This is a genomic window from Variovorax sp. YR752 (assembly GCF_943372545.1).
This window is the reverse complement of sequence record NZ_CALRZC010000100.1, coordinates 1-26,470: the sequence shown is the minus strand read 5'-3', so window position 1 is coordinate 26,470 and position 26,470 is coordinate 1. Positions and strand designations below refer to the sequence as shown.

24 protein-coding genes are annotated in these 26,470 nt (G+C 69.5%); 13 read left to right on the top strand and 11 right to left on the bottom strand.

Going from position 1 to position 26,470, the window contains the following annotated elements; genetic code table 11:
- Nucleotides 1–787: LysR family transcriptional regulator (locus AAG801_RS22240; protein WP_341890312.1), on the bottom strand; the 787-nt coding region annotated here is incomplete at its 3' end.
- Between the two features lie 118 nt (nucleotides 788–905).
- On the opposite strand from AAG801_RS22240, the gene AAG801_RS22235 reads away from it, so the two are divergent.
- The 4 genes from AAG801_RS22235 to AAG801_RS22220 all read left to right on the top strand — a co-directional run bounded on the left by AAG801_RS22235 (nucleotide 906) and on the right by AAG801_RS22220 (nucleotide 4,025).
- A complete protein-coding gene (locus tag AAG801_RS22235; protein ID WP_341890311.1) occupies nucleotides 906–2,174 on the top strand; it encodes an SGNH/GDSL hydrolase family protein in 1,269 nt (422 codons plus the stop codon).
- A gap of 78 nt (nucleotides 2,175–2,252) precedes the next feature.
- Nucleotides 2,253–2,480, top strand: coding sequence for a hypothetical protein (locus AAG801_RS22230; RefSeq protein ID WP_341890310.1), 228 nt, complete (start codon nucleotides 2,253–2,255; stop codon nucleotides 2,478–2,480).
- A 13-nt stretch (nucleotides 2,481–2,493) separates the two neighbouring features.
- On the top strand, nucleotides 2,494–3,018 hold the full coding sequence (locus tag AAG801_RS22225; RefSeq protein ID WP_341890309.1) for a 2'-5' RNA ligase family protein: 525 nt from the start codon (nucleotides 2,494–2,496) through the stop codon (nucleotides 3,016–3,018).
- On the top strand, nucleotides 3,012–4,025 hold the full coding sequence (locus AAG801_RS22220; RefSeq protein WP_341890308.1) for an aminoglycoside phosphotransferase family protein: 1,014 nt from the start codon (nucleotides 3,012–3,014) through the stop codon (nucleotides 4,023–4,025). The genes AAG801_RS22225 and AAG801_RS22220 overlap by 7 nt, the downstream gene beginning before the upstream one ends.
- Nucleotides 4,026–4,049: 24 nt before the next feature.
- On the opposite strand, the gene AAG801_RS22215 is transcribed toward AAG801_RS22220, so the two are convergent.
- The 4 genes from AAG801_RS22215 to imuA form a co-directional block, all read right to left on the bottom strand.
- Nucleotides 4,050–4,973: a hypothetical protein gene (locus AAG801_RS22215; RefSeq protein ID WP_341890307.1), complete on the bottom strand. Its 924-nt coding sequence runs from the start codon at nucleotides 4,971–4,973 to the stop codon at nucleotides 4,050–4,052.
- Between the two features lie 78 nt (nucleotides 4,974–5,051).
- On the bottom strand, nucleotides 5,052–8,402 hold the full coding sequence (locus tag AAG801_RS22210; RefSeq protein WP_341890306.1) for an error-prone DNA polymerase: 3,351 nt from the start codon (nucleotides 8,400–8,402) through the stop codon (nucleotides 5,052–5,054).
- Nucleotides 8,395–9,738, bottom strand: a complete 1,344-nt coding sequence (locus tag AAG801_RS22205) for a DNA polymerase Y family protein (protein WP_341890305.1) — start codon at nucleotides 9,736–9,738, stop codon at nucleotides 8,395–8,397. The genes AAG801_RS22210 and AAG801_RS22205 overlap by 8 nt, the downstream gene beginning before the upstream one ends.
- The gene (imuA, locus tag AAG801_RS22200; RefSeq protein WP_341890304.1) at nucleotides 9,707–10,510 is read right to left on the bottom strand and encodes a translesion DNA synthesis-associated protein ImuA; all 804 of its coding nucleotides are present in this window, start codon (nucleotides 10,508–10,510) and stop codon (nucleotides 9,707–9,709) included. The genes AAG801_RS22205 and imuA overlap by 32 nt, the downstream gene beginning before the upstream one ends.
- Before the next feature lie 111 nt (nucleotides 10,511–10,621).
- On the opposite strand from imuA, the gene AAG801_RS22195 reads away from it, so the two are divergent.
- Both AAG801_RS22195 and AAG801_RS22190 read left to right on the top strand, forming a co-directional pair.
- Nucleotides 10,622–11,752, top strand: a complete 1,131-nt coding sequence (locus AAG801_RS22195; RefSeq protein ID WP_341890303.1) for an ABC transporter substrate-binding protein — start codon at nucleotides 10,622–10,624, stop codon at nucleotides 11,750–11,752.
- Nucleotides 11,753–11,834: 82 nt separating this feature from the next.
- Nucleotides 11,835–12,755, top strand: a complete 921-nt coding sequence (locus AAG801_RS22190; protein ID WP_341890313.1) for an aldo/keto reductase — start codon at nucleotides 11,835–11,837, stop codon at nucleotides 12,753–12,755.
- A 3-nt stretch (nucleotides 12,756–12,758) separates the two neighbouring features.
- Here AAG801_RS22190 and AAG801_RS22185 read toward each other — a convergent pair whose 3' ends face one another.
- Entirely contained in the window at nucleotides 12,759–13,637 is an 879-nt protein-coding gene (locus AAG801_RS22185; protein WP_341890302.1) for an alpha/beta fold hydrolase, read from the bottom strand.
- Nucleotides 13,638–13,666: 29 nt separating this feature from the next.
- On the bottom strand, nucleotides 13,667–14,602 hold the full coding sequence (locus tag AAG801_RS22180; protein WP_341890301.1) for a LysR family transcriptional regulator: 936 nt from the start codon (nucleotides 14,600–14,602) through the stop codon (nucleotides 13,667–13,669).
- 149 nt (nucleotides 14,603–14,751) lie between these two features.
- Here AAG801_RS22180 and AAG801_RS22175 point away from each other — a divergent pair, with 149 nt between their 5' ends.
- Together AAG801_RS22175 and AAG801_RS22170 are read left to right on the top strand one after the other, a co-directional pair.
- Complete coding sequence (locus AAG801_RS22175; RefSeq protein WP_341890300.1) at nucleotides 14,752–15,741, top strand: tripartite tricarboxylate transporter substrate-binding protein; 990 nt, start codon at nucleotides 14,752–14,754, stop codon at nucleotides 15,739–15,741.
- 4 nt (nucleotides 15,742–15,745) lie between these two features.
- Entirely contained in the window at nucleotides 15,746–17,533 is a 1,788-nt protein-coding gene (locus AAG801_RS22170) for an acyclic terpene utilization AtuA family protein (protein ID WP_341890299.1), read from the top strand.
- A gap of 3 nt (nucleotides 17,534–17,536) precedes the next feature.
- Here the strand turns inward: AAG801_RS22170 and AAG801_RS22165 are convergent, their stop codons facing one another.
- On the bottom strand, nucleotides 17,537–18,361 hold the full coding sequence (locus tag AAG801_RS22165) for a class III extradiol ring-cleavage dioxygenase (protein WP_341890298.1): 825 nt from the start codon (nucleotides 18,359–18,361) through the stop codon (nucleotides 17,537–17,539).
- 100 nt (nucleotides 18,362–18,461) lie between these two features.
- Here AAG801_RS22165 and AAG801_RS22160 point away from each other — a divergent pair, with 100 nt between their 5' ends.
- Both AAG801_RS22160 and AAG801_RS22155 read left to right on the top strand, forming a co-directional pair.
- Nucleotides 18,462–19,397, top strand: coding sequence for a LysR substrate-binding domain-containing protein (locus AAG801_RS22160; RefSeq protein WP_341890297.1), 936 nt, complete (start codon nucleotides 18,462–18,464; stop codon nucleotides 19,395–19,397).
- Nucleotides 19,398–19,491: 94 nt separating this feature from the next.
- The gene (locus AAG801_RS22155) at nucleotides 19,492–21,348 is read left to right on the top strand and encodes an ABC transporter ATP-binding protein (protein WP_341890296.1); all 1,857 of its coding nucleotides are present in this window, start codon (nucleotides 19,492–19,494) and stop codon (nucleotides 21,346–21,348) included.
- A 7-nt stretch (nucleotides 21,349–21,355) separates the two neighbouring features.
- Here AAG801_RS22155 and AAG801_RS22150 read toward each other — a convergent pair whose 3' ends face one another.
- Complete coding sequence (locus AAG801_RS22150; RefSeq protein ID WP_341890295.1) at nucleotides 21,356–21,784, bottom strand: VOC family protein; 429 nt, start codon at nucleotides 21,782–21,784, stop codon at nucleotides 21,356–21,358.
- Between the two features lie 85 nt (nucleotides 21,785–21,869).
- Here AAG801_RS22150 and AAG801_RS22145 point away from each other — a divergent pair, with 85 nt between their 5' ends.
- Nucleotides 21,870–22,463, top strand: coding sequence for a helix-turn-helix domain-containing protein (locus AAG801_RS22145; protein ID WP_341890294.1), 594 nt, complete (start codon nucleotides 21,870–21,872; stop codon nucleotides 22,461–22,463).
- Here AAG801_RS22145 and tssF read toward each other — a convergent pair.
- Complete coding sequence (tssF, locus tag AAG801_RS22140) at nucleotides 22,460–24,340, bottom strand: type VI secretion system baseplate subunit TssF (protein ID WP_341890293.1); 1,881 nt, start codon at nucleotides 24,338–24,340, stop codon at nucleotides 22,460–22,462. The genes AAG801_RS22145 and tssF overlap by 4 nt on opposite strands.
- Nucleotides 24,341–24,411: 71 nt before the next feature.
- Nucleotides 24,412–25,002: a type VI secretion system baseplate subunit TssE gene (gene tssE / locus AAG801_RS22135; protein ID WP_099796546.1), complete on the bottom strand. Its 591-nt coding sequence runs from the start codon at nucleotides 25,000–25,002 to the stop codon at nucleotides 24,412–24,414.
- Between tssE and AAG801_RS22130 the strand changes: the two genes are divergently transcribed.
- Nucleotides 25,001–25,300, top strand: a complete 300-nt coding sequence (locus AAG801_RS22130) for a hypothetical protein (protein ID WP_341890292.1) — start codon at nucleotides 25,001–25,003, stop codon at nucleotides 25,298–25,300. The genes tssE and AAG801_RS22130 overlap by 2 nt on opposite strands.
- Before the next feature lie 167 nt (nucleotides 25,301–25,467).
- Nucleotides 25,468–26,470 (top strand): DUF2868 domain-containing protein (locus tag AAG801_RS22125; protein WP_341890291.1); only part of this gene is annotated, 1,003 nt, incomplete at its 3' end.

The window sequence follows — 26,470 nt, the reverse complement described above, 5'->3', positions numbered from 1 at the left end:
GCGCCGGCCCCGTGTGCCGTGCGAGCACGCGCACCAATTTCCCTTGCGCAAGCAGGTCCGCGACCATCCACGTGGGTTGCAGCGACACGCCCGCGCCCGCGAGCACGCTGTCGAGCAGCGCCACGGCGTTGTTGACGCGGTAGCGGCTGCGCACCGGCACGGTGACCGCGCCGTCGGGGCCCGTGAGCAGCACGCCGTCGTCGCCCGCCGCATAGCGCAGGTAGTCGTGCGCCAGCAGGTCCTGCGGCGTGCGTGGCTTGCCGCGGGCGGCCACGTAGTCGGGTGAGGCGACGAGCACGCGCGGCCAACTGCCAAGGTGGCGCGCGACGAGGTCGGGCGGCAATGCGCCGCCGACGCGCAGCGAGACGTCGATGCGCTCCTCGCGCGGATCGACGAAGCGGTCGTCGAGCACCAGCTCGAGTTCGATGTCGGGGTACAGCCGCAGGAACTCGACCGCCATTGCGTTGAGGTGCCGCTGCCCCAGAGTGACCGGCGCGCTCAGGCGCAGCAGGCCGCGCGGCTGCTGCACCTGGGCGCGCGCATCGGCCACGGCGTCGCCGTAGTCCTCGAGCATGCGGCGCGCGCGTTCATGAAAACGCTGGCCCTCCTCCGTGAGGCTCAGGCCGGTGGCCGCGCGCCGCAGCAGCCGCACGCCGAGCGAGCGTTCCAGCCCCGCGACCAGCTTGCTCACGGTGGGCTGCGTGGTGTCGAGCGCGCGGGCCGCGCCCGAGAGGCTGCCGAGCTCGACGCTGTGCACGAAGGCGGAGAGTGCGCGAAGGGTGTCCATGGGATGGTCATTCGAATCGGGAATGTGATGCATGCCATTCTGCCTTCTACCCCTCGTGATTCGAATGGAAGACAGTTCGTCCACCGACGCTTCTTTCTTTCACCCGAGGACATTTCACATGACCGCTTCGCGACTCACATCGATCCTGCGCCAGGGCGCACTCGCCCTCTCCTTCGCCGCTGCCGCCACCGCTTCCGTGGCAGCGCCCACGCACTGGAGCCCCAGCTGGATGGCCGCCACCCAGCCGCTGTGGGACGAGCACTTCGTGCTGCCCCTCGGCATTCCCGCCCGCTTCGAGCGGCAGACGCTGCGCCAGGTGGCGCGCCTGAGCATTGGCGGCACGCGGCTGCGCGTGGTGATCAGCAACGAAGGCGGTACCGCGCCACTGCACATCGGAGCCGCCCGCGTGGCCCGCCATGCGAACGGCTCGGCCATCGTCGAAGGCACCGATCGCGTGCTGCGCTTCGGGGGACGAACCGATGTGACCCTGCCACCGGGCGCGCGCCTCGTGAGCGACCCGGTCGACCTGCCGCTGCCCGCGCTGAGCGAAGTGGCCGTGTCGCTCTACCTGCCCACGCCCAGCCAGCCCGCGGGCTTTCACTTCGACGCACGGCAGACGCTGTACATCGCCGACGGCGACCTGAGCGCCGCGGCGCAACTGCCGGCCGCAGCCACCTCGTGGAGCACCCGCGTCTACGTGAGCGGCCTGATCGTCGAGACGCCCCAGGCCCCCGTCACCGTCGTCGCGCTGGGCGACTCGATCACCGACGGCAACGGCTCGACGCCCGGCGCCCACACGCGCTGGCCCGACGCACTGGCCGAACGGCTCGCACCGCGCGGCGTGGGCGTGCTCAATGCCGGCATTTCGGGCGGCCGATTGCTGAAGGACGGCATGGGCCGCGCGGCACTCGAACGCGCGGGCCGCGACGTGTTCGCGCAGCCCGGCGTGCGCGCGATGGTCGTGCTGCTCGGCACGAACGACATCGGCTGGCCCGGCGGTCCCTTTGCGCCGCAGGAGCCCGCGGTGCGCGCCGAAGCCGTGATCCAGGGCTTTCGCCAGCTGATCGAGATGGCCCATGCCCACAACGTGCGCATCGTCGGCGCGACGATTCCACCCAACGAACGCGCACTCGAAGGCACGCCGCTGGCCGGCCACCACTCGCCCGAAAAAGACACGGTGCGCCAGGCCGTGAACCGCTGGATTCGCGAAAGCGGCGCCTTCGATGCGGTGCTCGACGTCGATGCGCTGCTGCGCGACCCGACCCGGCCGACCCGCCTGAAAGCCGCCATGGATTCGGGCGATCACCTGCATCCCGGCGACGCTGGCTACAAGGCGATGGCCGCAGCCATCGACCTTGACGCCTTGCTGGGCAACGATCTTCGATAGACTGCAAATATACTGTACATAAATACAGTCTTTTCTCTAGAATGGCGCGTCTCCAAGAACAACATTCGAGGCGACGCCATGACCACCGCCAACCCGCCTGCGCCCTCCGCGCAGGTGCTTTTTTTCTCCTCGCGGCAGCATCCGTTGCAGTCGCGTTCACACACGACCGGCAAGACCGGCCGGCTGTCGACCTGGCCTTTCAAGGTCACGCGCGACAAGGGCGCGCCCGATGCCCTGGACATCCGCGCCCAGGCCGCGCGCGTGCTCCAGACCACGGCCGCGCACTGGTGGCCGCCCGAGGCCTGAAGGTGAGGAAGCCATGGCCACGTCCTGGCAACCCCGGCAGCTCCTCATCGGCCTCTTTCCCACGGCGAAAGTGCGCGCAGAAATCGTCGCGCATCGCAAAGACTGGTGGTGGCCGCGCGGCTGCACTCTGTCAGTTGCGGAGCGGCTGCATCTCACGCTGTGCTGCCTGCCCGATCACCACGGCGAGGCCGAGCAACGCCTGCGCGACACGCTGGCCCGCGTGCCGATGCCACTGCTTGAGCTCACGCTCGACAGCTCCGGCACCTGGCCCAACGACATCTCGGTGGTCCGCCCCGCCGCACACGACGGACTGCGCGAATTCCATAACGCGCTGACGGACGCGCTACGGCAGGCCGGCTTCATTTCCTACGCTGGCGGCTGGACGCCTCACGTCACAATTGCGAGGAAAAGCGAGCGCGCCGCGTGCCCTGCGCAGCTGCCACCGATCCACTGGACGGCGCGCGAATTCCGGTTGGTCCGCTCGCACCGCACGCCTCCCTTTCGCCACGAACTCCTGGACGCCTACCCCGCATGCTGACGCCGCCCGCCTTGCCGAACGATGCCATCGCCGCCTGCCTCGCCAGCCACTGGGGCCTTGAAGCCGCCCGCGCCGAATTTCTGCCGCTGGGCGCCGATGTCGATTCGGCGGCGTTCCGCATCGATGCGCCGGACGGCCGCGCGTACTTTCTGAAGCTGCGTCGTGGCGGCGCGGCGGCCGTGGTCGATGTGCCGGCCGTCTTGCACCACACGCAAGGCATCGACGCCGTGATGGCGCCGATGCCCACGCTGGCACAGCAACTCAGCGTGCAAGACCATGGCTTCGACTGGGCGCTCTACCCGCTCTTCGACGGCGCCGACGGCTTCACGCGCACACCGACTGACCGGCAATGGACTGCACTCGGCACTGCGCTGAACGCCATCCACCGCGCTGAGCTGCCCGAATCTCTGCGTGCGGGCCTTCCGCGCGAAAGCTATTCACACCATTGGCGCGAAGGCGTGCGCCGCTACCAGCGCCGCTTCATCAACGGCGTGGCGGGCGACGATCTGGTGGTGCACTTCCTCGCCTTCTGGGACGCGCACGACGAGGAGATCGATTCGCTCATCTACCGCAGCGAACAGCTCGCCTCGATCCTGCTCGAGAAGTCGCTGCCGCAGGTGCTGTGCCATTCGGACCTGCACGCGGGCAACGTGCTGCTGGGCGACGACGATCGCCTGTGCATCGTCGACTGGGACACGCTCATCCTCGCGCCGAAGGAACGCGACCTGATGTTCATCGGCGGGGGTGTCGGCGGCGTGTGGAACCAGCCACGCGAAGAAGCGCTGTTCTTCGAGGGCTACGGCACGACACAGGCCGTCGATGCGCTCGCCCTCGCCTACTACCGCCACGAGCGCATCGTGCGAGACCTGCTCGAGTTCTGCGACCAGATGTTCGACCCGCAGGCCAGCCGTGAAGACCGCGAGGAAGGGCTGCGTCAGATGGCGAGCCAGTTCGAGCCGGGCAACGTGGTCGCCGTCGCGCACCGGGACTACGACGCCATCACCTGACGAGCACTGACGACGCCGGCGGGGTCAGATCAACAGGTCTTGCGCGTCGTCCTCGAAGCCCGCCACGGGCTGCGCCTTGGCCAGCGCCAGCCACATCGAAAAAGGAATGCGCTCGAAGGCGCGGTGCACCGCGGCGCGCGCCACCACGAGGCGGTCGCCCTCGAGCACCATCACGCCGCACCCGGCCGGAATTTCGTCGGGTGATGCGATGCAGCGGCCCTTGGCGTCGTTGCCCAGCACGTACCAGCACTCGCCGCCCAGGTTGAGGTAGGCCGCGCGCTTGTCGGGCTTGCGCAGGTCGCCCAACAGGTCGGCGCGGCTCACCTTCACCTCGTGCACGATGGGATGCGCATAGGCCTCGACGCTGGTGTTGCGGATCGAAAACACGTCGGGCCGCGCCATGCACCAACGCGGCTTGCCGCCCTCTTCGAGCGGCGGCAGGCGGGCGCGCAGGCCGAGGCCGCGCCAGGCGATGCGGCCGCCGCGCGTCATCTCGCGCGCCACGCGCTCCACCAGCGCTTCGTGCGGCGTCAGCGCCGCGCGGTTGATGGTGAGCGTGGTGGCGATGCGCGCGATGCCGGCGTCGGTCACGCGCAGCGTCTCGTGGCCCAGCTCGCTGCGCACGCGCGCCAGGAAACCGCCCGCGAGCAGCTCGACCTCGATGGTGTCGCAGCAGGGCCAGCCGGCCGAACGGTAGATCTCGCGCAGGCGCCGTGCGTGCGGCTTCCCGAAAGGCACGGCCGTCTGCAGGGGCGGCGGGTCTGTCACCGGCGGCGGAAAGCCGGGGTCCGTCACGGGCGGCAGCGCCGGCGGCGGATCGCCCTCGGGTGGCAGCCCGGGCGGCGGCGGTGGCGGCATGGGCACCGGCACATCGGGCGCGGGCGGCGGCGGGCCGATCGGCGTGGCGACCACGTCATCGGCGGGAGCGAATGCGGCGAGTGCGGACATGGGAAGAACAGGTTAGCGAAAAGTAAGGGCCGGCGCGAGGCATGGAACGATCGGTTGCATTCGTCGGATCAGGCGGCGTCAGTGGAAGTCGCGGCTGGTGTTGCTCTGCGCCAGCCGGCCCAGGAGCGGCGTCAGGTCCTTGAAGCCGGTGGCGATCAGGTGCTGCACCTTGCCGCCGCTGTCGTCGTCGCGTTGCCAGGTGCCCTGCACCGCGAGCAGGTGCGACTTGAGCAGCGGCTCGCGCCAGGCCTCGATGACGTGGTTCCAGACGATCACGTTGACGTTGCCGGTCTCGTCTTCCAGCGTGACGAAGATGGTGCCGTTGGCGGTGCCGGGCCGCTGCCGACCCTTCACGATGCCGCAGGCGCGCACGGTCTGGCCGCTGCGCGCGGCGCGCAACTCGACCGCGCTCATGAGATTCATGCGCGCCAGGCGCGGGCGCAGCAGTGCGAGCGGATGGCGCCGCAGCGTGAGGCCCAGCGACGCGTAGTCGCCGACGATTTCCTCGCCCTCGGGCGCGGCCGGCAACAGCAGCGCCTGCTCGTGGATCGGCACGCCCTTGAGCAGGGCCGACGAACGATGCTGCGCGGTGGCGTCCCACACCTGCTGGCGGCGATGGCCCGAGAGCGACATCAGCGCATCGGCCGCCGCGAGCGCGGCCATGTCCTTGCCGTCGAGTTCGGCGCGCAGGGCCAGGTCTTCGGTGCTGGTGAACGGTGCTTCGGCGCGGGCTTTCAGCAGGCGTTCGGCGCCGTCCTTTCCGAGCCCCGAGATCCGGTTCAGGCCTAGCCGCACGGCGGGCTGGTGCTCGTTGCCCAGGCGCTCCGCGTAGCGCGTGTCGGTGCCCGCCGGCATGCGCGGCGCATCGGGTGCGCGGGCTTCGAGCGTGGTGTCCATGTCGCTGCAGGTGACATCGACCGGGCGCACCTCGACACCATGGCGGCGCGCGTCCTGCACCAGCTGCGAAGGGCTGTAGAAACCCATCGGTTGCGAGTCGAGCAGCGCGGCGAGGAAGCAGGCGGGTTCGTAGTTCTTGAGCCAGCTGCTGATGGTGACCAGCAGCGCGAAACTCGCGGCGTGGCTTTCGGGGAAGCCGTAGTCGCCGAAGCCGAGGATCTGCTTGAAGATGGCTTCGGCGAAGGCTTCCTTGTAGTCGTTGGCGGTCATGCCTTTCACGAGCTTGTCGTGGAACTTGCCCAGGCCGCCCTTGCGCTTCCACGCGGCCATGGCGCGGCGCAGCTGGTCGGCTTCGTCGGCCGAGAATCCGGCCGCGATCATCGCGATCTGCATCACCTGCTCCTGGAAGATCGGGATGCCCAAGGTCCGCTCCAGGGCCGGCCGGAGTGCTTCCTTTTCATAGGTGATCTCCAAGCCCTTGGCCACCCGTTCGCGCTGCTTGAGGTACGGATGCACCATGCCGCCCTGGATGGGCCCCGGCCGCACGATCGCCACCTCGATCACCAGGTCTTCGTAGGTGCGCGGCTTCAGGCGCGGCAGCATCGACATCTGCGCCCGGCTCTCGATCTGGAACACGCCGATGGTGTCGGCGTCGCAGATCATGTCGAACACTTTGGGGTCGTCGTTGGGGATGTGGTGCATCTGCACCATCGAGCCGCGCCAGCGGTTCATGTGGTCGAGCCCGCGGCGGATGGCGCTGAGCATGCCGAGCGCAAGCACGTCGACCTTGAGCATGCCCATCGCTTCGAGGTCGTCTTTCTCCCACTGGATGACGGAGCGGTCTTTCATCGACGCCTTCTCGACCGGCACCAGCCGCGTGAGCCTGGTGTGCGTGAGCACGAAGCCGCCGACGTGCTGGCTCAGGTGGCGCGGAAAGCCCTTGAGCCGCTGCGTCATCTCGATCCACTGCACCAGCTTGAGCCGGTCTTCCTTCACGCCGACGCGCGCGGCGGCCTTGTCGAGCTGTTCGCCGAGCGCGGTGTCGTCGAACCAGTAGTGGTCCTTGGCGAACTCGTTGACCAGTCGCTCGTCGATGCCGATGGCCTTGCCGACGTCGCGCAAGGCGCTGCGCGAGCGGTAGCAGATGACGACGGCGGCGATGGCGGCGCGCTCGCGGCCGTACTTTTTGTAGATGTACTGGATGACTTCTTCGCGCCGCTGGTGCTCGAAGTCGACGTCGATGTCGGGCGGTTCCTTGCGATAGCGGCTCAGGAAGCGCTCGAACAGCAGGTGGCCTTTGTCGGGGTTGATCGCGGTGATGCCGAGGCAGTAGCAGACCGCCGAGTTGGCCGACGAGCCGCGGCCCTGGCAGAGGATGTCTTGAGAGCGTGCGAAGCGCACGATGTCTTCCACCGTGAGGAAGAACATCTCGTATTCGAGCTCGGTGATCAGGTCGAGCTCTTTCTGGACCTGCGCGCGCACCTTCTCGGGAATGCCGTCGGGGTAACGCACGCGCGCGCCGTCCCAGGTCTTGCGCACCAGTGTCTGCGCCGCCGTCTCGCTGCTGCCCACAGTTTCCAGCGGGTACTTGTAGGTCTCGCGGATCACCTCGGGATCGAAGCGGCACCGCTGCGCCACCTCCAGCGTGTTCGCCAGCATCGCGGGCAGATACAGCTCGGCCAAGCGAACCCGCTGGCGCAGGTGCCGCTCGGCGTTCGATTGCAGCGCAAAGCCGCAGTCGGCGACTGTGCAGCCTTCGTGCACTGCCGTGAGCACGTCGTGCAGCGGCTTGCGGCCGCGTGCGTGCATGTGCACGTCGCCGGCCGCGACCAGCGGCACGCCGGCCTGCTCGCCCGCCTGCATCAGCGTGACGAACCAGAGGTCGTCGTCGCGTTCGTTGAACAGCTCCACGGCCAGCCAGAGGTTGTCGCCGTACAGCGCCCTGGCCGCGGCCAGGTCTTCCTGCACGGTGGCCGCGTCCGGCATGCCGCCCGGCGGACGGCGCGGCACGAAAAGGACCTGGCAGCGCTGCAGCGAGGCGACGTCGCTCGTGTCCCAATCGACGCGGTACTCGCCCTTGGGCAACTCGGTGTTGCGCGCGGCGGTGATGAACTCGCAGAGGTTGCCCCAGCCCTCGGTGTCGTTCGCGATCACCACGAGCTTGAAGCGCTCGAAGCGGAACTCGCTACCGAACAGCAGGCGGAAACCGGGGTTGCGCGGGATCGGTGGTTCATCCGGGTTCTCGCGCTCGTACTCGTCGAGCTTCGCAGGCAGATCACGCAATGCGACATAAGCACGCACGATGCCCGCCACCGAGCATTCATCGGTGATCGCCAGCGCCGCGTAGCCGAGGTGGTAGGCGCGCTCGACCACCTCTTCGGGCGTCGAGGCGCCGCGCTGGAAACTGAAGTTCGTGAGGCAGTGCAGCTCGGCGTAGTCGGGCAACCCCGGCACCGGCTTCTGCCGTTGCGGCAGCACATGCACCTTGGCCGGCAGGCGCTTGCGTTCCTCCTTGCCGCTCAGGTCAGGCATAGAAGCCTTGCAGGTACCAGCGCACCTCGCCCGACGAAAAGCGCGTGGCGGGTCGCTCGCGAAAGATCCACACCAGGCCGGCCTCGGGGCTTTCGGCCACGTAGTAGTCGCGCATCGCGGGCTGGCCGCCGTCGTCCTCGCCGCCCCACCAGCCGGCCTCGACGCGCTGCGGCCCGACGAGCTTGCGCAGCGGCCCGCAGTAGCACGGGCGCTCGCCGTCCATCTCGAGCCGCAAGGGCTCGGGCAGCAGCCAGGGCGGATAGATCGCATCGGGCTGCGAGGCGGCTTCTTTGCGGGCCTTGTCGGGCGCAGGCGTTTTCTCTTTCTGCAGCGCGGGTCGCCACTGCTGCTGGCGCTCGGGCCGGTGGTCGGCCTGCGCGACCGGCACCAGCACCTGGTCGGCGCCGAGCCGCACGCTGAGCCGTTCGACCATCTCGTGCAGCTTGTCGCCCTTGCGGTTGTCTTCGGGCAGGAAGCTGGTGCTGGCGCCGGCCAGCGGATCGGTTTCGAGCGTGCGCAGCTTCAGCCAGCTCACGGGCGCGGCCAGCGTGGTGAGCGCGAGTTTTTCGGACAGCAGGCGGCGCAGGTGCGCCATGTCCTGCGTGGGCTCGGCCGTGCGCACGGTGAGCTGCTGGTGCGGCGGCAGGGTCACGCCGTTGAGGCGCCGCAGGTCGAGTGTCCATTGCAGCTCGAGCGCGCGCGCCCCGCGCTGGCGGGCGCGCAGCCAGATCTGCAGCGCCGAGAGCAGGCGGTTGGCCGACCACATGAGTTCGGGCCCGGTCTCGGCCAGCGCGGGCAATTCGAGCTTCTGCTCGAACACGTCGGGCAGCGTGAGCCAGGCGTGGCTTTCGGGGCGCAGGCCCCAGGCCCTGTCGAGCGCCGCGCGCAGTTCGGTGCCGAAGCGCCGCGTGAGGCCGCCGCGCGGCAAGGCGGCCACATCGCCCCAGGTGCGGCAGCCCAGCCGCGCGAGCAGGTCGAGGTGGCCGCGCGCGGCCGTCAGCGTGTCCAGCGGCAGGCCGGCGGGCACCTCGGCGGGCCGGTGTTCATTGCGCGCGAACAGGCGCAGCCGCGCCAGCGCGATCAGGCTGGTGGCGCCCTGCGCGCCGAGCATGCGCGCGTCGGGCACGGGGTTGATGGCCAGCAGCTGGCGCATCAGCGGCGCGCGGCCGCCCCAGAGGCGTTCGCAGGCCGAGACTTCGAGCATCAGCGCCTCGTCCTGCCAGGCGACGTGCGGCGTGAACCGCAGCGCCCACCAGCCCAGGGCCTCGGGCGTGGGCATGTCGGGTGCGTCGCCTTCCTCGGCTTCAGACGACCACTGCAAGGCGATCCAGTGCATCCGGGCCTCCTTTCCACGCATCGATGCGCACCACCGTGGCCGACGGCGCGGCGGCCGGTGTCACGGACGCCTGCGGCTGCAGGCGCAACTGGCGCCGCACGCGGGCGGCGGCCAGCAGCGCGCTCATGCGGGCGTTGCGCGCCGGCACCCGCACCGGCGCGGCCAGCGGCGGCCCCCGGCGCTTGAGGATGTGCAGCGCGATCTGCGCCGGGTCGTCCGCGCAGCGCTCGGCGCGCAGGCGCAGGCGCGCGGGCGACGCCGACAGCGCCACCGACTCGGGCCGGCACACGAACAGCAGCACCTCGTGCTGCGCCGCGGCCAGCTGCAGCCGCCGCAGCTCGCCCACGCGGGCCTGCGGCAGCCAGGCGACGACGGCGGCGATCTCGGCGCAGCGCAGCGCCTGCTCGCAGGCCCACAGCCGCGCGGCCGGGGCGTCGCTGCGCACGCACATCAGCGCCTCCACCGGCAGCCCCTGCGCCCCCAGCGCGGCGCCGCAGGGTTCGTAGGGCGCGCCGACCAGCACCACCGGCCCCTCGCGCGCCTCCACGGCCTGCGCCAGCGCGGGCAGCAGCAGGCGCCAGACATGGGCCTCGGGCGTGGCCTGCAACAGCTCCGTCATCGCGCCCACGGGCCAGCCGCCGCCGGGCAGCTCGGCGTCGAGCGCGGCATGGCCGGTGGCCACGACCTGCGCGTCCGCCAGACCGAGTTCGTCGGCATGCCAGACGCCGCGGCCGGCGGCGGTGGAAAAGGAGTCGAGGAAAGGGAGGCCCATGATTGCAACTGTTAACTGTATTTTTATACAGTATTTCCCAGGTCGCAACCAGAGATCGATTTACCTGCGAAGGCCAGCGCCTTAAGATCGGTTTGTTAACAATTTGTGACCATGATCCACAAAAAGATTCAATTGCTGGCTTCGGCCTTCGCCGCCCTCGTCTTCACGGTGGCTCCCGCCGCCCAGGCGCAGACCGCCAAGCCGCTGCTGATCGGCCAGACCTACGTGCAGACCGGCCCGCTCGCGTCGCTGTCGACCGAGCCGCTCGTCGGCATCCGCGCCATGTTCACCGCGCTGAACGCGAGCGGCGGCATCAACGGCCGGCCCGTCGAGCTGCGCCAGCTCGACGACGCCTACGACCCCGCCAAGGGCGCCGAGAACGTCAAGGCCTTCGCGCGCGACGGCGCCGTCGGCGTGCTGATGCCCATCGGCACCTCGTCGGCGGTCGGCGCGCTGAAGGCGGCCAACGAGCTGAAGATTCCCGTCGTCGGCCCGTACACGGGCGCGGGCCCGGTGGTGAAGTTCAGCGAGTTCGGTTTTCCGGTGCGCATCAGCTTCGACGAGGAATACAGCCGCATCGTGAACCACCTGTTCACGATCGGCCTGTCGCGCATCGCCTTCGCGCACAACGACAACCCCGGCGCGCGCTCGGCGATGGAGAGCACGCAGAAGTTCATTGCCGAACGCGGCGACAAGATGGTCGGCAGCGTCGCCATCAAGAACGACGGCTCCGATGCGGCCGAACGCGCCGCGGAGCTGGCAAAGCTCAAGCCCAAGGCCGTGGTGCTGTCGGCCACCAACGACGTGGCGGCCAAGTTCATCTCGGCCTACCGCGCAGCCGGCGGCGAGACGGCGTTCTATTCGTTCTCTTTCCTGAATGGGCAAAAACTCTTCCAGGACATCAAGAAGGACGCGGCCGGCGTGGTCATTTCGCAGGTCGTGCCCTACCCGTGGAACAGCGCGATGCCCGTCATCGCCGAGTACCAGGCGGCGATGAAGAAGATCGGCGCGACCGAGTTCAGCTACGCGAGCCTGGAGGGCTACGTCACGGCCAAGGTCATGGTCGAGGGCCTGAAGCGCGCGGGCGCGAACCCCACGCCCGAGTCGCTGCAGAAGGGCCTGGAGTCGTTCAAGACGCTCGACCTCGGCGGCATCGCCGTGTCGTACCGGCCCGGCGAGCACCGCGGGCTGACCTTCTCCGAGCTGTCGATGCTCAAGGCCGACGGGCGCTACCTGCGCTGAGGCCCCTTCCGCCCGCGGGCCTCGCGGGCGCAGAATTTCGTTCGTGACGACGCCTTTCACGAACGAGCCCCGCCCTCTTGCCCTGACGCGCGCGCAGTTGCTGCGGCTCGGCGCGGCCCTGTGCGCGGGCGCCGCGCTCCCCTCCTTCGCCCAGCAGCAACCGAGCAGGCCCGCGATGCAGATGACCACCCGCCCCATTCCCTCCACGAAGGAAGCCCTGCCGGTCATCGGCTGCGGCACCTGGATCGGCTTCGACCAACGCCCCGGCACCGACGAATACCAGCGCCTGCCCGGCGTGCTCGAGGCGCTCTTCGCGGCCGGCGGCACGGTGATCGACAGCTCGCCGATGTACGGCCGCTCCGAGGAAACCACCGGCGAACTGCTGGCCGCCGCCAAGCCGCGCACCAAGCCCTTCCTCGCCACCAAGGTCTGGACCTCGGGCCGCGAGGCCGGCATCGCGCAGATGGAGCAATCGTTCGCGCGGCTGCGCACGCAGCAGATCGACCTGATGCAGGTGCACAACCTCGTCGACTGGCGCACGCACCTGGCCACCCTGCGCGGCTGGAAGGACAAGGGCCGCGTGCGCTACCTCGGCATCACGCACTACACCGCCTCGGCCTACGGCGAAGTCGAGGCCGTGCTGCGCGCCGAGACGCTCGACTTTCTGCAGATCAACTACTCGCTCGACGCGCGCGACGCCGAGCAGCGCCTGCTGCCGCTCGCAGCCGAGCGCGGCGTGGCGGTGATCGTCAACATGCCCTTCGGCGGCGGCGGCCTGCTGCGGCGCCTGCGCGACAAGCCGCTGCCCGCCTGGGCTGCCGAAATCGGCTGCACCAGCTGGGCGCAGGTGCTGCTGAAGTTCGTGCTGAGCCATCCGGCCGTGACCTGCGCGATCCCCGGTACGAGCCGCGCCGAGCACATGGCCGACAACGCCGCGGCCGGCGCAGGCAGCTTCCCCGATGCGGCGTTCTGGCGCCGGCATGCAGGCGCGCTGGGCCTGTGAACCTCAGCCGAAGAATTTCAGCAGCTGCGCGTTGACCGCGTCGGCGCGCTCGTACTGCACCCAGTGCCCCGCGCCGTCGATCACCACGCCTTCGCGGTTCGGCCCTTCGCTTGCGAGCTGCGCCACCAGCGGACGCGAGTCGGCGGTGACATCGAACTCGCCCCACAGCAGCAGCGTCGGCACGGCCAGCGTGTCGATCGCGGTCTGCAGCCCGCCCGAGAGCGACACCTCCTTGCTGCGAAAGCGCGTGCCGTGGCACGAGAGGTCGTGGATCTCGAAGGCCAGCGGATCGATGGCGGCCGGGTCGTGCAGCATCAGCGCGCCCAGGTTGTGCATGAGCGCGGCGCGCTCGGTCTCGCGGTCGGGCGCGGCGCGCCAGTTGATCATCTCGACCGTCATGCGGCGCAAGGTGCCGTGGCCACCGCTGCCCATCAGCGCCAGCCGGCGGATGGCGCCGCGCCGCACCGCGAAGCGCGCGGCGGTGAGCCCGCCGAACGAGAAACCGCCGAGGTCGATGGGCGTGCCGGCGCCGATGAGCGCGTCGAGCGTGCCGCCCAGCGCGGCCAGCAGCGGCACCAGCGCGTCTTCGCCGGGCGCCACGCGTGGCAGCGCATCGGAATCGTGAAAGCCCGGCATGTCGGGCAGCAGCAGCGTGCGTTCGGCCGACAAGGCCTCGGCATTGCGCAGCCAGTGCATCCAGCTGCCGTGGCCGCCGTGCAGCAGCACGATGGGCGGCTTCGTCGTGTCGGTGCCGAAGCGGCGCCAGCGCACGCGCACGCCGTCGTGCACGGGGTCGTGCGAGGTGGACAGGGCTTCGATGCGGGCGATCAGGCGCCGGGCTTCGGCGGATTCGGTGGGGGTGGGAAGAGCGGGCGTGGGCATGGCTTTATTTTGCCGCGCACCCTGCAACCTCACCCACGCGATGGCCGCGCTCTGCGCCGGTTCAGCTGCAGGTTGCGCGCGTCGAACACCTCTACCACCTGGTCGCGGAACTGCTTCATCAGGAGCGAGAAGTAGGCGTTGCGCCGCCAGAACAACCCGATCTCCAGCGCCCAGACCGGCGCGGGCGACGGCAATGCGGCCAGCCCCGTTCCCATGGAAGATCCGAGCGAATCCGAAGTCATGACGGTCAGCAGATTCGTGCTGCGCACCAGCGGCGCAAAGACCGCGGGCGACGCATCCGACTGGAGAAAGGCGGTGGGTCGATCGATGCCCGCGTCGCGGAACATCGACTCGACCCAGGCGCGCAGCGTGATGCTCGACGGCGGCAACACCCAGGGCTGCGCGGCCATGTCGTGCAGCGTGAACGCGCGCCGGTGAAAGGGATGCCCGTTGCGCGCGACCACGTACGACTCCTGCTCGCCGAGCACGGTGCAGGTCAGCGCCGGAGGCACCTCGCGGTTGACGGCGGCAATCGCGAAATCGAGCGCGCCCGCTTCCAGCTGCTGCAGCAGCACGCCGCTGAGCTGCACCTGCGTCTCGAAACGGACGTCCTTGCCCGCGCCGAGGAAAGCCGCGAACACCGGCGTCATCACCGACTCGACGATGGCGGGCACGGTGCCGATGCGTAGCTTGCCGGACTGCCCGAGCTTCATGTCCTGCACTTCGGTGCGCATGTCGTCCACGAGTTGTTCCAGGCCCAGGTTGCGCGCATAGAGCGCCTGCCCGATGGCCGTGAGCGCCACGCCGCGCGCGGTGCGCTCGAACAGCCGCACGCCCAAGGCCGTTTCGAGCCGCTGGATCGACTTGGACAGCGCCGGCTGCGTCACGCCCAGCGCATCGGCGGCGTGGTGCAGGTTGCCCCGCTCGGCGGCCACGCGGAATGAATGAAGGTCCTTGAGCTGCATGGTGACGGCCGGTCGCCCGATTCCATTTGGTTATCGCAAAACTCCATGGTACGGCTAGGCAGGCATCGATGCGATTTCCATAATGAACCGCATCCGGCAGGCATCGACGCCATCGGCGAGATGCACCGGACACCCTTGGAGACAACAACATGCAGAAGAAAAAGACCCGCCGCGCGCACGTGGCGGCGCGCCTCCTCACGGCCGTGGTCCTCGCGCTGATCGGCGCCGCAGTGATGGCGCAGACCACCTACCCGAACCGCCCGATCCGCGTGGTCGTGCCCTACCCCGCCGGTGGCAACACCGACATCATTGCGCGCGACGTGATGCGCGACCTGTCGGTGCGGCTCGGCCAGCCCGTGGTGATCGACAACAAGCCCGGCGCCAACAGCATCCTGGGCACCGACCTCGTGGCCAAGGCCGCGCCCGACGGCTACACGCTGCTGGTCGTGATCGGCGCCTACGCCAACAACGAATCGCTGTACCGCCGCCTGCCCTACCGCGCCGCCGAACTGGCGCCGGTCTCGCAGCTCACGCGCACCTCGCTCGTGCTGGTCACGGCCAGCCCCGGCGTGCGCAGCGTGGACGACCTGGTGCGCGCCGGCCGCGACGGCAACCCGCCGCTGAGCTTTGCCAGCAGCGGCGTGGGCTCGGCGGCGCACCTCCTCGGCGAGCGCTTTGCGCGCACCACCGGCATGAAGGGCACGATGCACGTGCCGTACAAAGGCACCGCCGACGCGACCACCGACCTCGTCAGCCACCGCGTCGGCTTCATGTTCGACGCCATCTCGGCCATGGGGCCGCACATTCGCCAGGGCAAGCTCACGGCGCTGGCGGTCACGGGGCAGGAGCGCTCGCCGCTGCTGCCGCAGGTGCCCAGCCTCAAGGAACTCGGTCACCCCGAACTCGCGACCTACGCCTGGGCCGGCGTGATGGCCCCGGCGCAGACGCCCGCGGCGATCGTCGACAGGCTCTCGACCGAACTCGCCGTCGTGCTCAAGGGCGCCGAGCTGCGCACCAAGCTCGCCGCCATCAGCACCGAGGCGGTCGGCGGCACACCGGCCGAACTGGCGGCCTTCATCGCGCGCGAAACCCAGGTCAACGGCGACGTGATCCGCCAGCTGAACCTCTCACTGGACTGACGCCATGAACCCACACAAGACCGTGAAGATCGGGGGCGCCTGCGCCTTCATCGGCGACAGCATCCTCGGCCCGCGCCAGCTCGTCGACGTGCCGGGCATGCAGTACCTCGTGTTCGACTACCTCGCGGAGATGACGCTGTCGAGCTTCGCCCAAGCCCGCAAGACCGACCCCGCGCAGGGCTACGCGACGGACTTCATCGACGTCACGCTGCGCGAGATCCTGCCGGTGTGTGCGCGCCGCGGCATCCGACTGGTTGCCAACGCGGGCGGGCTGAACCCGCGTGGCTGCGCGGCGCGCATCGAAGCACTGGCGCGCACGCTGGGCTGTCCGCTGAAGGTGGCGTTCGTCGAGGGCGACGACTGCCTGTCGCTGCTGCCCGCGCTCGAAGCCGAAGACACGCGCGACTTCTATTCCGGCACACCGATGCCCACCGGCATCGACAGCGCCAACGTGTACCTGGGCGCCCTGCCGATCGCGCGCGCGCTCGCCCTGGGCGCGGACATCGTGGTCACCGGCCGCATCGTCGACAGCGCCACCACGCTGGGCGTGCTGATGCACGAGTTCGGCTGGTCGGCCGACGACCACGACCGGCTGGCGGCCGGCTCGCTGGCAGGCCACATCCTGGAGTGCGGCGCGCAGGCCACGGGCGGCATCTTCACCGACTGGGCCGAGGTGCCCGACTGGGAAAACATCGGCTATCCGTATGTCGAATGCACGGCCGACGGCGGTTTCGTCGTCACCAAACCGGAGGGCACCGGCGGCCTCGTGACGCCGGCCACGGTGAGCGAGCAGATCCTCTACGAAGTGGGCGACCCCGCCCGTTACGTGCTGCCGGACGTGGTCTGCGATTTCACGCAAGTCACGGCCGTCGCGGTCGGGCCGCACCGCGTGCGCGTGGAAGGCGCGCGCGGCCTGCCGCCGCCGCCGACCTACAAGCTGTCGGCCACCTACCAGCAGGGCTACCGCTGCATCGCGCAGGTGTCGGTGTTCGGCGCCGACGCGCTGGACAAGGCGCGGCGCACCGGCCACGCGCTGCTGGGCCGCGTGCAAGGCATGCTGCGCGCGCAAGGCCTGGACGATTTCGACAAGACGCTGGTCGGCGTGATCGGCGCCGAGGACAGCTACGGCCCGCACGCCACTGCCGTGGGGTTGCGCGAGGCCGTGGCCCGCGTGGCGGTGACGCACCGCGACAAGGCGGCGCTCGAGCTGTTCTCGCGCGAGGCGCGTGCGCCGGGGGTGTCGTTCGCGCCAGGGTCCACCAGCGGCAGCGCGCTCACGCTGAACAGCCGCGCCGCCGTGGAGCCGCGCTACCGGCTGTTCTCCTGCCTGGTCCGCAAGGACCGGCTGCCCGCGCCGCGCGTGGTGATCGGCGAGCGGGAAGAACGCGTGGAGATTCCCTGCCGCGATGCCGCGCTCCCCGACACGCCGGGCATCAAGGCCGGCCCGACCGCGATGCCGCCGTCATCCAACAGCGACGCCACCGTGCCGCTCATCACGCTGGCCTACGGCCGCTCGGGAGACAAGGGCGACACGTCGAACATCGCGATCATTGCGCGCCGCCCCGAAGACCTGCCGCTGCTGCACCGCGAGCTCACGCCGGAACGCGTGCGCGCCTACCTCGGTCACCTGGTCCATGGCGAGGTCACGCGCTACGACGTGCCGGGCCTGCATGCGCTCAACTTCCTGATGACGCAGGCGCTCGACGGCGGCGGGCCGACTTCGCTGCGGCCCGACCCGATGGGCAAGGGCATGGCGCAACTGCTGCTGGGCATGCCCGTCGCCGCGCAGTAAGACTCAGCTGGCGCCGAAGCGGTAGCTCGACACCACGAGCCCGCCCATGAAGGCGTCCTCGTGGTAGACGCGCTCGCCAGCCTCGCCTTCGGCCGCGCCCACCGCGACCATCAGCGGAATCAGGTGCTCCTCGCGCGGATGCGCCACGCGCGCCGACGGGGCGGAGGCCCAGTCCTGCAGGCGCTGCACGCGCGCCTGCGGCGTGGCCTGCACCGACGTCTCGTCGAGCCAGTCGCCGAAGGCCTTCGACACGCCGTGCGCCTGCGGGCCGAAGTTGCGCAGGTTGTGATAGCTCAAACCGCTGCCGACGATGAGCACGTTCTCGTCGCGCAGCGGTGCGATGGCGCGGCCCAGCGCCAGGTGCTCGGCCGGGTCGAGCCCGCGCCGCAGCGACAGCTGCACCACCGGCACCTCGGCGTTCGGATACATCGCGGCCATCGGCGCGAACATGCCGTGGTCGTAGCCGCGCTCGGGGTCGATCTGCGCCGGCAGGCCGGCGGCGGCGATCAGCGATTGCACGCGCTGCGCGAGTTCGGGCGAGCCGGGCGAGGCGTAGCGCACCTCGTAGGTGTGGGCCGGGAAGCCGCCGTAGTCGTAAATCATCGGCGGCCTGGGGTTGCCCTGCACCGTGAAGGCGGGCGCCTCCCAATGCGCCGAGACCATGAGGATGGCGGACGGCGTGCGGCCGATCTGGCGCGGCATGTCGGCCAGTGAATCGGCGAGCTGGTCGTAGGTCGCGCCCATCTCCTTCTTCATCCAGGGCCAGGGGCCGCCGCCGTGCGAAATGAAATACGTGGGCAGGCGAGAAAGCGTTGTGTCGTGGGTCAAGTCGATGCTCCTTGAAGGCGTTGGATCGACTGTAGACATTTCCTTCCAGGAAATCGACAGGCTACGATGCATCAAATCCTTTCTTCACAGGAAATCATCGATGGACCGCATGACCAGCCTGCGCGTGTTCCGCGAGGTCGTCGAGGCCGGCAGTTTCGTGGCCGCGGCCGAGCGGCTGGGCCTGTCGGCGCCGATGGCCAGCAAGCACGTGGCGCAGCTCGAGAAATCGCTGGGCGCGCGGCTGCTGCACCGCTCGAGCCGCCACCTGAGCCTGACCGAAGCCGGCACCGCCTGGTACGAGCAGAGCCGCCGCGCGCTCGACCTGCTCGACGCGGCCGAGGCCGCCATCGGCCAGACGCGCGACACGCCGCGCGGCCAGCTCAAGGTGAGCGCGCCCGTGTGGTGCGCCACGCCGCGCTTTGCGCGCGTGCTGGCCGACTACCGCGAGACGTACCCCGAGGTACTGGTCGACATGCACCTCGAAAACCGCAAGGTCGATCTCGCGGCCGACGGATACGACCTGGCCTTGCGCGCCACGCAGGAGCCCTCGCCCGCGCTCATCGCACGGCCGCTGTGCCGTGTGCCCTTTCACCTCGTCGGCACGCCGGCCTGCCTGAAGCGCCACGGCGGCCCACCCGCGGTGCCGGCCGACCTGGCGAAGCTGGGCGCGATCGTGCCCAGCTACGTGAACCTGGACAACCTCGCACTCAAGGGACCGGGCGGGCGCATGTTTCCGCTGCGGCTCACGCCCGCGATGCGCTCGGACGACACCACGCTCACGCTGCATACGGTGCGCGCCGACATGGGCATTGCGTACCTGCCCGTGTGGCTGATCGACGACGACCTGGCGCAGGACCGGCTGGTGCAGCTGCTGCCCGCGTTCGAAGCGATGCCGGTCACGCTGTTCGCCGTGTACACGAGCCGGCAGTACATGTCGCCCAAGTTGCGAACTTTCATCGACTTCCTGAGCGAGCGGCTGGGGGGCATGGAAACAAAGGCAGCACGCGCCGACGACAGCAAGACACGACGCAGCTGAAGGGTTGCTGAAGGCACCGGCCGCGAACGCACCTTTTCGGGGCAAGGTCATGCATGCAGGGCTACAGTCGAAGGCTCTCCTGGAGACCGATTCCTTGTTCCGCTTCTTCGAAAAACTTCTTACCCCCTATCCCGCCGCCGAACCCGCGCTGCCGCCCCAGGGCTTCTTTGCCTTTTTGTGGGCCTGCACGCACGGCGTGCGCGGCAAGATCGCCGCGATGGCGGTGCTCACCGCGGTAATGTCGATCTTCGAGGCCGCGCTGTTCGCGATCCTCGGGCGCATCGTCGACTGGCTCGGCGGCCAGGTGCCGTCGCAGCTGTGGGCCGAGCGCGGCGACACGCTCATGTGGCTGGCCGCGTTCCTGGTGATCAGCATCGGCGTGGTGGCGCTGCAGACCATCGTGAAGCACCAGACGCTCGCGGTGAACCTGCCGATGCGCCTGCGCTGGAACTTTCACCGCCTGATGCTGGGCCAGAGCATGGCCTTCTACCAGGACGAGTTCGCGGGCCGCATCACGGCCAAGGTGATGCAGACCGCGTTGGCCGTGCGCGAAACCGTGTTCGTGCTGGCCGACGTGCTGGTCGCCATGGGCGTGTACGTGGCCACCATGATCATCCTGGTGGGCGTGCTCGACGCGCAGCTGGTGTGGCCCTTCGTGATCTGGCTGGCGCTGTACATCTGCGCGCTCGTCTACTTCGTGCCGCGCCTGGGCAAGATCGGCAAGGCGCAGGCCGACGCCCGCGCGCTCATGACGGGCCGAGTGACCGACGCCTACACCAACATCGCGACCGTCAAGCTGTTCTCGCACACGCAGCGCGAAGCCGGCTTTGCGCGCGACGCGATGCGCGAGTTCATGCACACCGGCTACGGCCAGATGCGGCTGGTGAGCGCCTTCGAGATCGTCAACCACACGCTGAGCATGGGCCTCACGGCCGGCATGGCGGGCATGGCGCTGTGGCTGTGGTCGCACGGCACGGTGGGCGTGGGCGCGGTGGCCGCCGCCACGGCGATGGCGCTGCGGCTGCAGGGCATGTCGCACTGGATCATGTGGGAGATGACCAGCCTGTTCGAGAACATCGGCACGGTGCAGGACGGCATGAAGACGCTGTCGCGCCCGCGCACGGTGCTCGACGCGGCCGATGCCACGGTGCTCGACGTGCCGCGCGGCGAGGTGCGCTTCGAGCATGCGAGCTTCCGCTACGGCGACGCAGGCCGTCGCGTGATCGACGACCTGAACCTCGTGGTGAAGCCCGGCGAGAAGATCGGCCTCGTCGGCCGTTCGGGCGCCGGCAAGTCGACGTTGGTGAACCTGCTGCTGCGCTTCCATGACCTGGAAAGCGGCCGCATCCTCATCGACGGGCAGGACATCGCGAAGGTCACGCAGGATTCGCTGCGCATGCACATCGGCATGGTCACGCAAGACACCTCGCTGATGCACCGCTCGGTGGCCGACAACATCGCCTACGGCCGGCCCGATGCCACGCTGGCGCAGATCGAAGCGGCTGCCAGGCGCGCCGAGGCGCACGACTTCATCCAGACGCTGGGCGATGCGGGCGGACGCCGCGGCTACGAGGCGCACGTGGGCGAGCGCGGCGTGAAGCTGTCGGGCGGCCAACGCCAGCGCGTGGCCATTGCGCGCGTGATGCTGAAAGACGCGCCGATCCTGCTGCTCGACGAAGCGACGAGCGCGCTCGACTCCGAGGTCGAGGCCGCGATCCAGCAGAGCCTGTACACGCTGATGGAAGGCAAGACCGTGATCGCCATCGCGCACCGGCTGTCGACCATCGCGGCGATGGACCGGCTGATCGTGCTCGACGAAGGCCGCGTCGTCGAAGAAGGCGACCACCGCACGCTGATGGCGCAAGGCGGCCTGTATGCGCGGCTGTGGGCGCACCAGAGCGGCGGCTTCCTGGGCGACGGACTGGAAGAAGACGAAGCCCTGCGCGCCTGAACGGGCCTCAGGTCGGCAGCGCGCCGGCTTCGTATTGCTGCACGAACTCCCCCGACGGCGGGATCGGCTTGATGATGTCGATCAGCACGCCGTTCGGGTCGCGCGTGATGAAGTGGCGCTGACCAAAGGCCTCGTCGCGCAGCGACAGCAGGATTGGCAGGCCGGCCGCCTTCAGGCGCTCGTGCACCGCGTCGGGGTCTTCCACTTCGAAGTTCAGCAACAACCCGCCCGCCACCTGCCCGCGCGCTTCGACGGGAATGGTCTTGTGCGTGCCGTCGAGCACGGCGAGGTTCACCGAGACATCGTCCGCCAGTTGCAGGTGCACGTACCAGTCGGTCGTGAACAGCGACGCAAACCCGAAATGCGCCTGGTAGAAGGCCGCGGTGCCGGCCACGTCGTTGGTCATGATCACCGGGTAATAGCTCGTCACTTTCATGGGGTGGCTCCTTCGTGGATTAAACATACAAACTGCATGTAAGTTAAATATTAATCCACAAACAGACTGCATGTAAATTAGGGTCATGGTCAAAACCCCGGCACGCACCAACCGCGAACGCACCGAAACCACCCGCCTCGCACTGACCGAGGCGGCCCGCACGCTGTTCGTCAGCAAGGGCTACGGCGACACCTCGACGCCCGAGATCGCCATGGCCGCCGGCATCACGCGCGGCGCGCTGTACCACCACTTCAACGACAAGCGCGACCTGTTCCGCCAGGTGCTGCTGCTCGAAGCGCAGGCGGTCGCGGCCGATATCGACGCGGCCACGCCCGACGAACTCGGCCCGCGCGACGCCCTGCTCGTGGGCAGCGAGGCCTACCTGAAGGCGATGACGGTGCCGGGACGCACCCGGCTGCTGCTGATCGACGGGCCGGCCGTGCTGGGCATGGCGGAGATGATGTCGATGGACGACGCCACGTCGGCGAACTCGTTGCGCCAGGGGCTGGCGCGCGCCGGAATGGGCCGCGGCGAGGTGTCGCTCGACGCCCTCGCCCGCCTGCTGTCGGCCGCCTTCGACCGCGCGGCCTTGGAGATCGATGCCGGCGCCGATGCCGCCAAGGTGCGGGCCGCCATGCTGTGGCTGCTCGAGCAGGCGCTCCCGCCGAAGAGAAGCTAGACCGCGCCTCGCCCGCCCATGCGCACGGGCCACTTCGCGACGGTGCCGCGCTGCATCGATTCGAGCGTGGTCTGCGTGAACACGTTGATGCTCACGTGCCGCGCGAGGTAGTGCTCGAGCACCAGCCCCAGCAGGTACGGGCTCGTGCCCGAGAACCCTTCTTCATCGACGCTCAGCGTGCATTGCACGCCGCGCCCGTAGATCAGCGGCCCCGCACCCGGCAGGCGCCGCGTCACGGGCTCGATGCGCGAGCCGACGAGGCAGTCGATCTGCCGGCGCAGCACGTCGTTGTCGGCCGTGACAAACAGCCGCAGCATGTCGCGCAGCGCCTGCGCGCCCTCGCGGTGCGGCATGTCGGCCAGCGGCAGGTGGTTGAAACCCAGCTGGCGAATCAGCCGCCACGCGATCTCGCGCTGCGCGAACGGCGACTTGGGCGTGCTCGGCGGACGGATGAGGCCCACGGCCGACACCGGGATCGAATCGGCCACCGCGAGGTCGGCCTGCCCGTTGCGCGGCACGAGGCACGGCAGGTCGCGATTGGTGAGCATCGCCTTCACCGACAGGTAGCGCAGGCTCTCGGGGTACGGCGCCTCCTGCTGGTCGACCAGCGACAGGAACACCTCGGTGCCGATGTACGGCGTGCGCGTGCCGTACTTGCGCGCCGTCTCGGACACCAGCCGCGGCTCGCGCCGCACCGAGAAGTAGCGGCCGTGGTTGCCCTCGTCTTCGTTGAGCGTCTGGTAGAGCGGGCGGAAGTCGATCTCGGCCGTGGTGCGCGCCTGCTGGCCGGCGATGCGCTGCACCGAATACACCTCGAAATCCATCGGCCGCGAACGGTCGGGCACGAGATGGAACTCGGTCTGCGCGGTGTCGAGCTCGATGCGGTCGGTGCGCCGCTCGAACAGGTTGACCACCGGCGTGCTGAACAGCGCGAACTGCGCCGCATCGACCAGCGCCCCCAGCGCACCGGGCGGCTTGCTCAGCAGCACGACGATCTCGACCTCCTTGCCGGGAATGCGCGCCAGCCCCGGCGCGAGCTGCGTGAGCGTGAAGAAGTAGAAGCGCTCAGGACACGCGAAGTATTCGTGCAGCAGGTTGTGGCCATGGAAGGTGTTCCACGCCAGCGGCAACAGGCCTTCGCCCGGCGCCAGCCCTTCGTGCACCAGCGCGCCTTCGGTCACCACATGCGGCCGGTCCATCAGCTGCCCCGGCTCGCCGATGAAGGTCGCGACTGCCGAGGTGTGCAGCAGCTCGAACAGGTGCGACGCCACCTGCTCGTTGCCGCGCAGGTAGATCGGCAACCGGTCGAGCCCCGACAGCGTCGAAAAACCCATCTCGCCCACGATGCGCAGCCGCAGGCGCAGTGCGCCCGTCACCTGCACGTGCGGCGGCACGTAGCGCTCCAGCGCGGGGATGTCGGGCGGCGCGCCGGTGAGCCGCGCCTCGACGATCTCGAAGGGCCACAGCGTCACGTCCTGGCTGGAGCGGAACTCGCACGGCGTCTGCTCGCCCGCGGGCACGCGCGCATGAAAGGCCGTGCCGCGCGGCACCACGAAGCCGCGCGTGAAGTCGCCCTCCTTCACGCTGGGATGCAGCTGCGCCACGGCCATCGACGGCGTGGGGCTCAGGTAGTTGGGGTACAGCACCTCGAGCAGGCGCTGCGTGAAGCGCGGAAATTCGGCATCGAGCTTGATCTGCATACGTGCCGACATGAAGCTGAACGACTCGATGAGCCGCTCCACATACGGGTCGGCCACCTCGATGCCGTGCATGCCCAGCCGGCGGGCGATCTTCGGGTGCGAGGCGGCGAACTCGCTCGCCGCCTCGCGCATGTAGACGAGTTCCCGGTTGTAGTACTCGAGGAGTTGCGGGTCCATGACGATGAGCCTTCCCTGGCGTGGTGTGAAGTGAAAGAGATGAAAGAAAACGAAAGACGGGTGATCGCGCGTCAATCCGCCGCGCCGACGATGCGCATGCGGTTGGTCTCGAGATCGACCGCGCTCTGCACCGTGAACGCCAGCGGGTACGGCTTCAGATGGATCAGCGCGCGGATCTCGAACAGCAACACGTTGTAGGCCTCGGCCGCGCCGTCTTCCTTCATGAGCGGTACGACCTGCACGCTGTCGGGAATCAGCCGCGGCTCGTAGTCGCGGATGGCGCGGCGGATGATGCGTTCGATGTCCGCCCACTTGCGCTCCGACAGGTAGCTGCCGGCCAGCGGCGGCACGCCGTAGTTCACGGTGGAAGACGCCGCGTCGGCATGGCGCACGCGGTCGATCAGGTCTTCGGCGTTGGTGGTGTTGAACAGCAAGGCCAGGTCGCGCTGGATGATCTCGCGCATCTGGGCCGGCGTGGCCGTGTACTCCGACGGCAGCTCGGTGGTGCGGCTGGGCGCCTCGTCGCGCAGGCGGTCGAACAGCGTGGGCAACAACTGCGCGTTGACGCGCGGCGGGACGGGTGCATCGGGGCCGCGCGGGGCGCGGGCGCCGGGGTGCGCGGGGTGGGAACCTGTGAACGGGGAATGCTCGGTGAGCCGCATGACCTTGCCTTTTCTGGAAGGGGCAGAGTCTTGCGTGGATGCCCGCCGCTCATTGCAAACAATGGTCACACAGCGGGCCTGGCTCGAATGCGGACGCCCGCGCCGGGCATTTGTCGTCGCATCCGCGCTTCGCGAGTCCTACAGCACGCACCGCCCCCCGCCGACACCCGCGCGCCGGCGGGCGCCCGATGCTGGGTCATCGCCAACCACTAGGAGCCCTCGCGTGAATTCCATCATCTACATCGTCGGTCTGGTCGTGGTCGTCGTGGCCGTGCTGTCGTTCTTCGGCCTGCGCTGAAACCCGCCGACCGCGCGTCCTTTCCTTTGCTGCACGCGCAGCGCAACGGGGCCGTTCGCGGCCCCGTTGGCCGTGCGCCAGGCCTCGCGAAGCGCCGGGCATAATTTGCGCGCCCCGCCTCCGCTTTCCTGCGCCGGGGCGTCATTGGCGAAGAAGAAGGGACCCTGTTGACCACCACCGCACTGCGCGAACCTGCTTTTCCGGATGCGGTGATCACCGAAGCGGTCCGATGGACCGAACAGAACGGCCCGCTCGACGACGCGTCGGCCCTTCGCACCGCGGCCTCGCGCACGGCCGACGGCCACTCCCGAATCATTGAACGCGCCCGCCAGCTCGGCGAGCGCATGGGCCTGCAGGCCGAACTCGCGCGCGGCCGGCAGTGGGCGCCGTGGGTGCTGCTGGCGCTGGTGGCGCTGGTCGTGATCGCAGGGCTGGGCCTCGCGGGCCAGGTGGTCGGCGGCAATGACCGCCACATCAACGTGATCGTCGCGCTCGTCAGTCTGCTGGGCCTGCATGCGCTCACGCTGGCGCTGTGGCTGATTGGCCTGTGGCTGCCGTCGGGCACCTTCGGCACGGCCTCGCTGGGCTGGCTCTGGCTGTCGCTCACGGCCCGCGTGGCGGGCGGCCAGCGCGGGCAGGCGCCGTTGCTGGTGCGCGCAGCCACGGGGCTGCTTACGCGCGCCCGCCTGCTGCCCTGGGCCTTCGGACTCGTGAGCCACGGCATCTGGGCGCTGTCGTTCGCCGTGGTGCTGGCCGCGATGCTGTTCGCCCTTGCCTTTCGCAGCTACACGCTGAGCTGGGAAACCACGATCCTCGAGCCCGTCTTCTTCGTGCGCGCGGTGCAGGCGCTGGGCTGGCTGCCGGCGCAGTTCGGCTTTCCCGTGCCTGATGCGGCCACCGTGCAATCCGCCGCCCCAGTCGCAGCGGCCCAGCGCACCTGGGCGCTGTGGCTCACCGGCTGCATCGCGGTCTACGGCCTGCTGCCGCGCCTCGCGCTGGTGCTGCTCAGCGCCGCCGTCTGCCGCCACCGCCGCCCGGCCCTGCAGCCCGACTGGCAGGCGCCCTACTACCGCAAGCTGCTGGCCCGCTTCGCCGCGCTGGCGCCGCCCGCCATCGTCGATGCCGACCCGGGCCGCGCGCACCCCGCTGCGCCCACCGGCCTGCCGGCCT